Origin of the sequence: Solirubrobacter phytolaccae (genome assembly GCF_027587195.1) — a bacterium.
In the GTDB taxonomy this organism is placed as follows: domain Bacteria; phylum Actinomycetota; class Thermoleophilia; order Solirubrobacterales; family Solirubrobacteraceae; genus Solirubrobacter; species Solirubrobacter phytolaccae.
This window is the reverse complement of record NZ_JAPDDP010000043.1, coordinates 54636-66151: the sequence shown is the minus strand read 5'-3', so window position 1 is coordinate 66151 and position 11516 is coordinate 54636. Positions and strand designations below refer to the sequence as shown.

At 72.0% G+C, this 11516-nt stretch carries 6 protein-coding genes; 4 read left to right on the top strand and 2 right to left on the bottom strand.

Features of this window, described 5'->3' with window-relative positions; genetic code table 11:
* The first annotated feature begins 261 nt into the window (after positions 1-261).
* The 4 genes from OJ997_RS21655 to OJ997_RS21640 are packed head-to-tail and all read left to right on the top strand — an operon-like array spanning position 262 to position 9961.
* Positions 262-6111 (top strand): HAMP domain-containing protein, encoded by a 5850-nt coding sequence (locus tag OJ997_RS21655; protein ID WP_270027324.1) that lies wholly within the window; start codon positions 262-264, stop codon positions 6109-6111.
* Positions 6098-6934, top strand: a complete 837-nt coding sequence (locus OJ997_RS21650) for a CheR family methyltransferase (protein ID WP_270027323.1) — start codon at positions 6098-6100, stop codon at positions 6932-6934. The genes OJ997_RS21655 and OJ997_RS21650 overlap by 14 nt, the downstream gene beginning before the upstream one ends.
* Positions 6931-7515: a chemotaxis protein CheB gene (locus tag OJ997_RS21645; protein ID WP_270027322.1), complete on the top strand. Its 585-nt coding sequence runs from the start codon at positions 6931-6933 to the stop codon at positions 7513-7515. The genes OJ997_RS21650 and OJ997_RS21645 overlap by 4 nt, the downstream gene beginning before the upstream one ends.
* Complete coding sequence (locus OJ997_RS21640; RefSeq protein WP_270027321.1) at positions 7505-9961, top strand: SpoIIE family protein phosphatase; 2457 nt, start codon at positions 7505-7507, stop codon at positions 9959-9961. The genes OJ997_RS21645 and OJ997_RS21640 overlap by 11 nt, the downstream gene beginning before the upstream one ends.
* Here OJ997_RS21640 and OJ997_RS21635 read toward each other — a convergent pair.
* Positions 9958-11100 (bottom strand): RNA polymerase sigma factor, encoded by a 1143-nt coding sequence (locus tag OJ997_RS21635; protein ID WP_270027320.1) that lies wholly within the window; start codon positions 11098-11100, stop codon positions 9958-9960. The two genes, OJ997_RS21640 and OJ997_RS21635, sit on opposite strands and share 4 nt — an antisense overlap.
* Positions 11097-11504 carry a YciI family protein gene (locus OJ997_RS21630; RefSeq protein WP_270027319.1) on the bottom strand — a complete coding sequence of 136 codons (408 nt, stop codon included), beginning with the start codon at positions 11502-11504 and terminating at the stop codon, positions 11097-11099. Before OJ997_RS21630 ends, OJ997_RS21635 begins: the two co-directional genes overlap by 4 nt.
* Positions 11505-11516 lie beyond the last annotated feature (12 nt).

Sequence of the window (11516 nt, the reverse complement as noted above, 5' to 3'; positions counted from 1 at the left end):
CGGTATCCCGGCTCGGCGATTCGACCTTGCCGCGCGGAGCCCGGGAGGCGCTGAGCCCGGGCGCGCGGGCGGCGCCCCAGCTCCCTTCCCCCTCGGTGGGCCGTTGACGACGCGCACCCAGCCCGAGGCGCGCCACCCGAGCTGAGCTCCACCTGCGTCCTTGCACGTCGCGCTGCAAGCGCGCGGGCACGGGCCCGAACGCGCCAATTCGTAGATAGGGTGCGCGTTCCCCCCTGGCGCTCGACGGAGGAAGGAACCTACGTGGCTGGTGAAGCGAAACCCAAGCCCGCGCGGCCGGCAGCGCGGAAAGCGGCTGCGGCCGCGGCGGTGACCGACAACGGCTCGCGGTTCTCCGCGACCGACGAGAAGGCGTTGGAGTCGATCCTCGCCACGTTGACTGCCGCTCGCGACGGGGACTTCGGGGTGCGCCTGCCGGCGCGGCGCCGCGACGTCATCGGCGACGTGCAGGGCCGCGTGAACGAGCTCGTCGAGATGAACGCCCGGATGGCCAAGGAGCTGCAGCGGCTGGCGCGGGTGGTCGGTCGTGACGGCCGGATGACCGAGCGGGCGAACCTGCCGGGCGCGTACGGCGGCTGGGCGGACAGCGTCGAGGCCGTCAACTCGCTCGTGGACGACCTGGTGCGGCCGACGACCGAGGTCGGGCGCGTGATCGCCGCTGTGGCCCAGGGCGACCTGAGCCAGAAGATGGCGCTGACGATCGAGGGCCAGCCGGTCAAGGGCGAGTTCAGCCGGATCGGCCAGACCGTGAACGCGATGGTCGACCAGCTCGGCTCGTTCGCGGACGAGGTCACGCGCGTGGCGCGCGAGGTGGGCACGGACGGCAAGCTCGGCGGCCAGGCCGAGGTCAAGGGCGTCTCCGGCACGTGGCGGGACCTGACGGACTCCGTGAACGTGATGGCCGCGAACCTCACCGAGCAGGTGCGGCAGATCGCGCAGGTCACGACGGCGGTGGCCAACGGCGACCTCACGCAGCAGGTCACGGTGGATGCTCGCGGCGAGGTGCTCGAGCTCAAGCGGACGATCAACGCGATGGTCGCGCGGCTCTCGTCGTTCGCGGCGGAGGTCACGCGCGTGGCGCGTGAGGTGGGCACCGACGGTGAGCTGGGCGGCCAGGCGCAGGTCGCGGACGTGTCCGGCACGTGGGGCGACCTCACGGAGTCGGTGAACGTGATGGCCTCCAACCTCACGGACCAGGTGCGCCAGATCGCGCAGGTCACAACCGCGGTCGCGAACGGCGACCTGACGCAGAAGGTCACAGTCGAGGCCAAGGGCGAGGTCGCGGCGCTCGCCGAGACCATCAACGACATGACCGACACGCTGCGCACGTTCGCCGAGCAGGTCACGGGCGTCGCGCGCGAGGTGGGCACCGAGGGCATGCTGGGCGGCCAGGCCGAGGTGCCGAGCGCCGCGGGCACGTGGCGCGACCTGACCGACTCGGTGAACGTGATGGCCGCGAACCTGACCGACCAGGTGCGCCAGATCGCGCAGGTCACGACCGCGGTCGCCGACGGTGACTTGACGCAGAAGGTCACGGTCGAGGCCAAGGGCGAGGTGGCCGCGCTCGCCGAGACGATCAACTCGATGACGGACACGCTGCGCCGGTTCGCCGAGCAGGTCACGGGCGTGGCGCGCGAGGTGGGGACGCTCGGCGTCCTCGGCGGCCAGGCCGACGTGCCGGGCGTGGCCGGCACGTGGAAGGACCTCACCGAGAACGTGAACTCGATGGCGACGAACCTGACCAACCAGGTGCGCAACATCGCCGAGGTCACGACCGCGGTCGCCAACGGCGACCTCAGCCGTCAGATCACGGTCGACGCGCAGGGCGAGATCCTCGAGCTCAAGCGGACGATCAACACGATGGTCGACCAGCTCGGCTCGTTCGCCGACGAGGTCACGCGCGTGGCGCGCGAGGTCGGCACCGAGGGCATCCTCGGCGGCCAGGCCGAGGTGCAGGGCGTCAGCGGCACCTGGCGCGGGCTCACCGAGTCGGTGAACTTCCTCGCCGGCAACCTCACCGATCAGGTGCGCAACATCGCGCAGGTAACGACGGCGGTCGCGCTCGGCGACCTGAGCCAGAAGATCACCGTCGACGCGCAGGGCGAGATCCTCGAGCTCAAGAACACGATCAACACGATGGTCGACCAGCTGAGCTCCTTCGCGGACGAGGTCACGCGCGTGGCGCGCGAGGTCGGCACCGAGGGCCAGCTCGGCGGCCAGGCCCGGGTCGAGGGCGTGTCCGGCACGTGGCGCGGCCTGACCGACAACGTGAACCTGATGGCCGCCAACCTCACCGACCAGGTGCGCAACATCGCCCAGGTCACGACCGCGGTGGCCAACGGCGACCTGACGCAGAAGATCTCCGTGGACGCGCGTGGCGAGGTGCTCGAGCTCAAGGAGACCATCAACACGATGGTCGACCAGCTCGGCTCGTTCGCCTCCGAGGTGACCCGCGTGGCCCGCGAGGTGGGCACGGAGGGCAAGCTCGGCGGCCAGGCCGAGGTCGAGGGCGTGTCGGGCACGTGGCGCGGGCTCACCGAGAACGTGAACCTGATGGCGACGAACCTGACCGATCAGGTGCGCAGCATCGCCGGCGTGACCACCGCGGTCGCGCGCGGCGACCTGACGCGCAAGATCACGGTCGACGCCCAGGGCGAGATCCTCGAGCTCAAGGACACCATCAACACGATGGTCGACCAGCTCTCCAGCTTCGCCGACGAGGTCACCCGCGTGGCCCGCGAGGTGGGCACGGAGGGCCAACTCGGCGGCCAGGCCGAGGTGCAGGGCGTCTCCGGCACGTGGCGTGGGCTGACCGAGAACGTGAACCAGCTCGCGGACAACCTCACGAGCCAGGTGCGCAACATCGCCCAGGTCACCACCGCGGTCGCCCAGGGCGACCTGTCGCAGAAGATCACGGTCGACGCCAAGGGCGAGATCCTCGAGCTCAAGCGGACGATCAACACCATGGTCGACCAGCTCTCCTCCTTCGCCGACGAGGTCACCCGCGTGGCCTCCGAGGTGGGCACGGAGGGCAAGCTCGGCGGCCAGGCCAAGGTCGAAGGCGTCTCGGGCACGTGGCGCGGGCTGACCGAGAGCGTGAACCAGCTCGCGTCCAACCTCACCACGCAGGTGCGCGCGATGGCGGACGTCGCGTCCTCGGTGACCCAGGGCGACCTCACTCGGCAGATCACGGTCGAGGCCTCCGGCGAGGTGGCCGAGCTCAAGGACCGCGTGAACCAGATGATCGCGAACCTGCGCGACACCACGCAGCAGAACGCCGAGCAGGACTGGCTGAAGACCAACCTCGCCCGCATCTCGGGCGCGATGCAGGGCCAGCGCGACCTGCAGACCGTCAGCCGCATGCTGATGTCGGAGATCTCGCCGCTGGTCAGCGCCCAGCACGGCGCGTTCTTCATGGTGCAGGACGAGGCGCTCAAGCTGGTCGCCTCCTACGGCTACAACCGGCGCAAGAACCTCTCCAACGAGTTCCGCTTCGGCGAGGGCCTGCCGGGCCAGGCGGCGCTGGAGATGAAGAGCATCCTCGTCACCAACGCCCCGTCCGACTACGTGAAGATCACGTCCGGGCTCGGCGAGGCGCTGCCGGTGAACCTGATGGTGCTCCCGATCCTGTTCGAGGAGCAGGTGCTGGCCGTCATCGAGCTGGCGTCCGTGAACCCGTTCGCGGAGGTCAACCTCTCCTTCCTCGACCAGCTCAGCGAGACGATCGGCGTCGTGCTGTCGACGATCATCGCCAACAACCGCACCGAGGACCTGCTCGAGGATCAGCGCCGCCTCGCCCAGGAGCTGCAGTCCCAGTCGGAGGAGCTGCAGTCCCAGCAGGACGAGCTCAAGCGCTCCAACACCGAGCTCGAGGAGCAGGCGAAGTCGCTGCGCGCCTCGGAGGAGCTGCTCCAGACCCAGCAGGAGGAGCTGCGCCAGACCAACGAGGAGCTGCAGGAGAAGGCCGGGCTGCTCGCCCAGCAGAACCGTGACATCGAGGTCAAGAACGCCGAGATCGAGCGGGCGCGCCTGTCGCTGGAGGAACGCGCAGAGCAGCTCTCGCTCTCGAGCCGCTACAAGAGCGAGTTCCTGGCCAACATGAGCCACGAGCTGCGGACGCCGCTGAACTCGCTGCTGATCCTGTCCAAGCTGCTCGCGGACAACCCGGCGCACAACCTGTCCGACCAGCAGGTCGAGTTCGCGCAGACCATCAACCAGGCCGGCACCGACCTGCTGACGCTGATCTCCGACATCCTCGACCTGTCGAAGGTCGAGGCGGGCAAGATGGAGATCAACCCCGCGCCGCTGGACACGGCAGAGGTGCTCGAAGGCCTCGAGCGCTCCTTCCAGCCGGTCGCGGAGGAGCGGGGGCTCGAGCTCGTCGTCGAGACCGAGGACGCGCTGCCCGAGATCGTCTCCGACGACCAGCGCGTGGCGCAGATCCTGCGCAACCTGCTCTCCAACGCCGTCAAGTTCACGGACACCGGCAGCGTGCGCCTGACGGTCAAGCCGACGACCGAGGTCGACCACCGCGGCAAGGACTACGCGCTCGCGTTCACGGTCACCGACACCGGCATCGGGATCCCGCAGGACAAGCTGCGGCTGATCTTCGAGGCCTTCCAGCAGGCGGACGGCACGACCAGCCGACGGTACGGCGGGACGGGCCTCGGGCTCTCGATCAGCCGCGAGATCGCGCGCCTGCTCGGCGGCGAGATCCGCGTCACCAGCGCGGCGGGCGAGGGCTCGACGTTCACGCTGCTGCTCCCGCCGGACCTGCCGCCGGCGCTCGAGCCGCTGCCCGAGGAGGAGCCGCTCGTGCTGCCCGCGGAGGTCGAGCTGCCGATCGTCACGCCTTCGCCGGCGCCGGTCGTCGACATGGACGCGCCCGTCGACGACCGCGAGGAGGTCTCCACCGACGACCTCGTCGCGCTGATCGCCGACACCCACGTCGACCGCGCGACCGCCCTGCTGGACAGCGCCCGCGCCTCCGGGTTCAAGGGCCTCGTGGCGATGCGCCCGGCGACGACGCTCGCGCTCGCGCAGGAGCACCGGCCGGACGTCATCGTGCTCGGCCTCTCCAACGACGAGGAGCCGGAGATCCTCGGCCGCCTCAAGCGCGACCCGCGCACGCGCCATCTGCCCGTGCTCGCGATCGCCGACGAGGACCGTCGCCACGACCTGCTCGCCCACGGCGCCGCCGGGTTCGTGCCCTACGGCACGGGCGCGGAGGCGCTCGCCGACGCGCTGCGGGAGACCTCGCAGCTCGGCGGCCAACGTGTCCGCACCGTGCTCGTCGTCGACGACGACGACACCGAGCGCAAGAGCATCGTCGCGCTGATCGGCGGGGAGGACGTGCACGTGGAAGCCGTGGCGTCGAGCGAGGAAGCGCTGGAGCGCCTGGACGCGACGCGCTTCGATTGCATCGTGCTCGACCTCAAGCTCCCGAAGGCGTCGGGCTTCGCGCTGCTCGAGCGCGTCAAGGTCGACGAGCGCCACCGCAACGTGCCGGTGATCATCCACACCGGCAAGGCGCTGACCCGGCGCGAGGAGACGCGCCTGAAGCGCTACGCCGAGTCGATCATCGTCAAGGACGCGGGCTCCGCGGAGCGCCTGCTGGACGAGACGACGCTGGCGCTGCACCGGCCGCCGGAGTCGCTGACGCCGGGCAGCCGCCGGATGCTCGAGCAGATGCGCGACACCGACGCGGCGCTCACGGGCCGCAAGGTGCTCGTGGTCGACGACGACGTGCGCAACGTGTTCGCGCTCACGAACGCGCTGGAGATGCACGGCATGGTGGTCTCCTACGCCGAGAACGGGCGGGAGGCGCTGGAGAAGCTGAACGCCGACGCGGACGTCGACCTGATCCTGATGGACATCATGATGCCCGAGCTCGACGGCTACCAGACGATGGAGGCGATCCGCAAGATCCCCGCGTTCGAGCAGCTGCCGATCATCGCGCTCACCGCGAAGGCGATGAAGGGCGACCGCGAGAAGAGCATCGCGGCCGGCGCCTCGGACTACATCACCAAGCCCGTGGACGTCGACCAGCTCGTCTCGCTCATGCGCGTCTGGCTCTACGGTGACCGAGGCTGATCATCACGACCGGGAGCTCGAGGAGCTCGAGCTCGAGCTGCTGCTCGAGGCCGTCTACCGCCGCTACGGCTACGACTTCCGCGGCTACGCCCGCGCGTCGTTGCGGCGGCGGTTGTGGCGGCGCGCGGACCTGGAGGGCCTGCGGTCGCTGTCGGGGCTCCAGGAGCGGGTGTTGCACGACCCGCACTGCCTGGAGCGGCTCCTCGCGGACCTGTCGATCAACGTCACCGCGATGTTCCGCGACCCGACCTTTCACCAGGCGCTGCGCCGCGACGTGTTCCCGGAGCTGCGCACGCACCCGTTCGTGCGCGTCTGGGTCGCGGGCTGCTCGACCGGGGAGGAGGTGATGTCGATCGCGATCGCGCTGCACGAGGAGGGCATGCTCGACCGCTCGCGGATCTACGCGACCGACATGGACGCCGACGTGCTCGCCCGCGCGCGCACCGGCGGGTTCGCGCTCGAGAAGGTGCGCGACTACACGCGCAACTACCTCGCGGCGGGCGGGACGGACTCCTTCAGCGGCTACTACGCCGTCACCGGCGACCAGGCCGTGTTCGACCCCGACCTGCTGCGCACGGTCGTGTTCGCCCAGCACAATCTCGCCACCGACGGCTCGTTCAACGAGTTCAACCTCGTGATCTGCCGCAACGTGCTGATCTACTTCGGGCGCGATCTGCAGGACCGCGTGCTCGGGCTCTTCGACGAGAGCCTGCCGCGCCGCGGGGTGCTCGCGCTGGGCCGCAAGGAGACGCTACGCGGCACCGCGATCGAGGAGCGCTACGAGCCCGTCGTGGAAGCTGAGAGGATCTATCGGCGGTCATGACGGATCGTCGGCTGATCGTCATCGGTGCCTCCTGGGGCGGCCTGCAGGCCGTCGGGGAGATCCTTGCGGGCCTGCCCGGCGACTTCGCCGTGCCCGTGCTCATCGTCCAGCACCGCGCGGAGGACACCGGGGACCTGCTGGCCGGGCTGCTCGACCGCCGCGGGCCGCTGCCGGTCCGCGAGGTCGAGGACAAGGACACGCTCGCGGGCGCGGGCGTGCTCGTCGCGCCGGCGGGCTACCACGTGCTCGTCGAGCCCGACCACCTGGAGCTGTCGACCGAGGCACACGTGCGCTTCAGCCGGCCGTCGATCGACGTCACGCTCGAGTCGGCCGCGGACGCCCTTGGCGCCGGCGTGATCGGCGTCGTGCTGACCGGCGCCAACGACGACGGCGCGGTCGGCCTGGCCGCGGTGCGCCGGCGCGGCGGCTTCGCGATCGTCCAGAACCCCGAGACGGCGCTGGTGGCGACGATGCCCGCGGCGGCGCGCTCCTCGGCCGCGCCGCAGGCCGTCGCCGAGCTGTCGGAGATCGCCCCGCTGCTCGTCCAACTCGCCGACGGGGAGGCGCCGCATGCCGCTTGACGTCCCGGCGGTGCTGCTCGTCGACGACCGCGAGGAGAACCTGATCGCGCTGCGCGCGGTGCTCGAGCCGCTGCCGTGCCGGCTCGTCTCGGCGATGTCGGGCGAGGAGGCGCTGAAGGCGCTGCTGCACCAGGACTTCGCGGTCATGCTGCTCGACGTCCAGATGCCGGGCATGGACGGGTTCGAGACCGCCGAGCTGATCAAGAGCCGCGCACGCACGCGGACGCTGCCGATCATCTTCGTCACCGCGATCAGCAAGGAGCAGCACCACGTCTTCCGCGGCTACTCGGCCGGCGCGGTGGACTACGTCTTCAAGCCCTACGACCCCGGGATCCTGCGCTCGAAGGTCGCGGTCTTCCTGGAGCTGGACGCCAAGTCACGCGCGGCGGCGCGCAGCGAGGCGATCCTGCGGGCCGCGTTCGAGGACGCGCCGATCGGCATGGCGCGGCTGGACCTGGAGGGCCGCGTGGACGAGGCCAACCGCGTGCTCGCGACGCTGCTCGACCACCGGCCGGCCGACCTGCGCGACCGCCGGCTCGACGACTTCCTGCACCCCGACGACGTCGACTCCGGGCAGGAGACGATCGCGCTGCTCGCCGCTGGGGCCGCCACGGTCGAGCTCGAGGCGCGTCTGCTCGGTCCCGACGGCGAGGCGATCCCGTGCCTGATCAGCTGCTCGCGCGCCCGCCCGGGCGCCGGCATGTCGGACGTGATCGTCGTGCAGGTCCAGGACCAGCGTGAGCGCCTGCGCGCGGAGGCCGAACGCGCCGAGCGCACGCGCGAGCAGGCCGCGCGCGTCGCGGCCGAGCGGATGGCGGAGCGCCAGCGCTCGATCCAGCGCATCAGCGATGCCGCCCTGGGCACGCTCGCGTTCGACGAGCTCGTGCGCGAGCTGCTGCGCCGGATCGTCGAGGAGCTCGAGGCCGACACCGCCGCCGTCCTGCTCGAGGAGGACGACGGCACCGCGGTCGTCTACCAGGCCGCGAGCACGGGGGAGACCGCCGCGCCCGTGCGCCGGCGGTCGCGTCCCGCCGCCGAGCCGACCGGTGAGCAGGAGGGCATCCAGCTCAAGTCGCTGCTCGCGGGCGCGGTCGCGTCGACGCTCGAGGCCCCGCTGATCGTGGACGGCAAGACGATCGGCGCGCTGCACGTCGGCACGCTGTTCGCGCGCTCATTCTCGGAGGATCACCGCGGGCTGCTGCGGCTCGCGGCCGACCGCGCCGCGATCGGCATCCAGCGCGCCCGGCTCTACCAGCGCGAGCGGAGCATCGCCGAGGAGCTCCAGCGCAGCCTGCTGCCCGCGAAGCTGCCGGAGGTGCCCGGCTACGCGAGCGCGGCCCGCTACTTCGCGGCCGGGGACGGCTCGGTCGGCGGCGACTGGTACGACGCGCTCGTCCAGCCCGACGGCCGGCTGCTGCTCGTGGTCGGCGACGTCGCCGGGCGCGGGATCGCCGCGGCATCCTCGATGGGGCAGCTGCGCAGCGCGCTGCGGGCCTACGCGCTGGACGGCCACTCGCCGGCCTCGCTGCTCACGCGGCTGAACGCGTTCCAGCTGGGCCTGCGCGACCGCGGCATGACGACGCTCTCCCTGGTCGCGGTGGACACCGCCACGGGTGAGGTCCACTACGCGAAGGCCGGCCATCCGCCCGCGCTGATCGTCGACGCCGACGGCGGCGCGACGTGGCTGCGCGAGGCCTCCGGCGCGCCGCTCGGCGCCCTCGACGACCCGGTCTTCACCGAGGGTTCCGCGTGGCTGGAGCCCGGCGGGACGCTCGTGCTCTACTCCGACGGGCTGGTCGAGGTGCGCCGCGAGACGCTCGACGTCGGCTTCGAGCGCCTCGGCGCGGCGACCATCGCGGCCCCCGACGCGATCGACCCGCTGTGCGACGCGGTGCTCGCCGGGACGCTCTCGAACCCCGACGTCGAGGACGACGTGACGCTGCTCGTGCTGCGCCGTGACGGCGCGCGCCGGCGTCCCGCGGCCGAGCCGTTCCCGCGCCGCCGCACGGACCTGCTGGCCCGGCAGCTGCGGGTCGGCGCGTGGCCGTACGAGAAGCTGCGCTCGGCGGCGGTCGAGCTGCCCGGCGGCCTGCAGGCCAGCGCGGCGGCCCGAGGCGTCGTCGCCGACACGCTGGCCGGCGTCGCCTCCGACCCGGAGCTCGACGACCTGCTGATCGTCATCACCGAGCTGGTCAACAACGCGGTCGTGCACGGCGGCGCCGCGGACGCGGGCGAGCGGGTGCTCGTGCACGTCGCCGCGGCCGACCAGCAGCTGCGCGCCGAGGTCTCCAGCCGCGGTGGGGCGTTCGAGCCGCGCACGCCGTCGGCGGTCGACGAGCCGGGCGGGTTCGGCCTGCTGCTCGTCGATCAGCTCAGCAGCCGCTGGGGGATGGACGGCGGCACCGACCTGTGCGTCTGGTTCGAGATCGACCGCAACGGCGCTTAGCGTCGGAGCCGGGCGACCTGGCGGGTGAGGTGGTCGCGCTCGGGGACGCTGGGCGCGGCGCGGGCGGCTTCGGCGTACAGCCGCGCGGCGGTCGCGAGATCGCCGGCGCGCTCGTGCAGGTAGGCGCCGACCGCGGCGTAGCGCGGCAGGTCCGGGTCGAGCGCGGTGAGGGCCTTCAGGCCGGCCTGCGGGCTCTCCGCCTCACCGACCGCGACGGCACGGTTTAGGCGCGCCACCGGGCTGTCGGTCAGCCGGACCAGCTCGTCGTACCACTCGACGATCTGCGGCCAGTCGGTCTCCGCGGCGGTCTGGGCGTCGGCGTGGAGCGCGGCGATCGCCGCCTGGGCCTGGAACTCGCCGAGCCGGTCGCGGGCGAGCGCGGCCTGGAGGATGTCGACGCCCTCGGCGATCAGGCGCGTGTCCCAGCGGCCGCGGTCCTGCTCGGCGAGCGTGACCAGCTGGCCGTCGGCGGCGGTCCGCGCCGGGCGGCGGGCGTGGTGCAGGAGCATCAGCGCGAGCAGGCCCGCGACCTCCTCGTCCTTGGTCCGGACCGCCAGCTGGCGGGTGAGCCGGATCGCCTCGGCGGCGAGGTCCACGTCGCCCGAGTAGCCCTCGTTGAACACGAGGTAGAGCACGCGCAGCACCGTTCCCAGGTCACCGGCCTGCGTGAAGCGCACGTCGGCCACGGTGCGCTTGGCCCGGCTGATGCGCTGGGCCATGGTCGCCTCCGGCACCAGGTAGGCCTGCGCGATCTGCCGGGTCGTGAGCCCGCCGACCGCGCGCAGGGTCAGCGCGACCGCGGAGGCCGGCGTGAGCGACGGATGCGCGCACAGGAAGTAGACCTGGAGCGTGTCGTCCACGAGCTCACCCGCGGCCGGGGTGGGCTCGGCGTCGACGCGCTCCTCCCGTGCCCGCCGCGCGCTGTCCGCCCGGACGGCGTCCAGGAACTTGCGCCAGGCCACGGTGACGAGCCAGCCCTTGGCGTCCTGCGGCGGGTCGTCCGGCCACACGCGCACGGCCTCGACCAAAGCCTCCTGCACGGCGTCCTCGGCCGCCGCGAAGTCGGCGCCGCGGCGGACCACGACGCCGATCACCGCGGGCGTGAGCTCGCGCAGGAGCGCCTCGTCGACGGGCGTCACTCGGTGATGGTGTCCGGCTCGCGCATGAACGGGCGCAGCTCCAGCCACTCGTGGATCGGCTTGCCGCCCGCGCCGGGCGCCGCCGACAGCTCGCCCGCCAGCTCCAGCGCGCGCTCGTAGCTGTCGACGTCGATCACCATCCAGCCGGCGATCAGGTCCTTGGTCTCCGCGAACGGCCCGTCCGTGATCGGCGGGCGCCCTTCGCCGTCGGAGCGCACCCAGGTGCCCTCCGGCGAGAGCGCCTGGTGGTCGACCCACTCGCCGCTCTCCTGGATCCGGGCGGCGAAGTCGCGCATGTACTGCACGTGGGCCGAGAACTCCTCCGGCGTCCACTCGTCCATCGCCACGTTGTGCGGCGGCGCCGGCGCGCCACGGTAGTGCTTGAGCAGCAGGTACTTGGGCATCAGGTTCTCTCC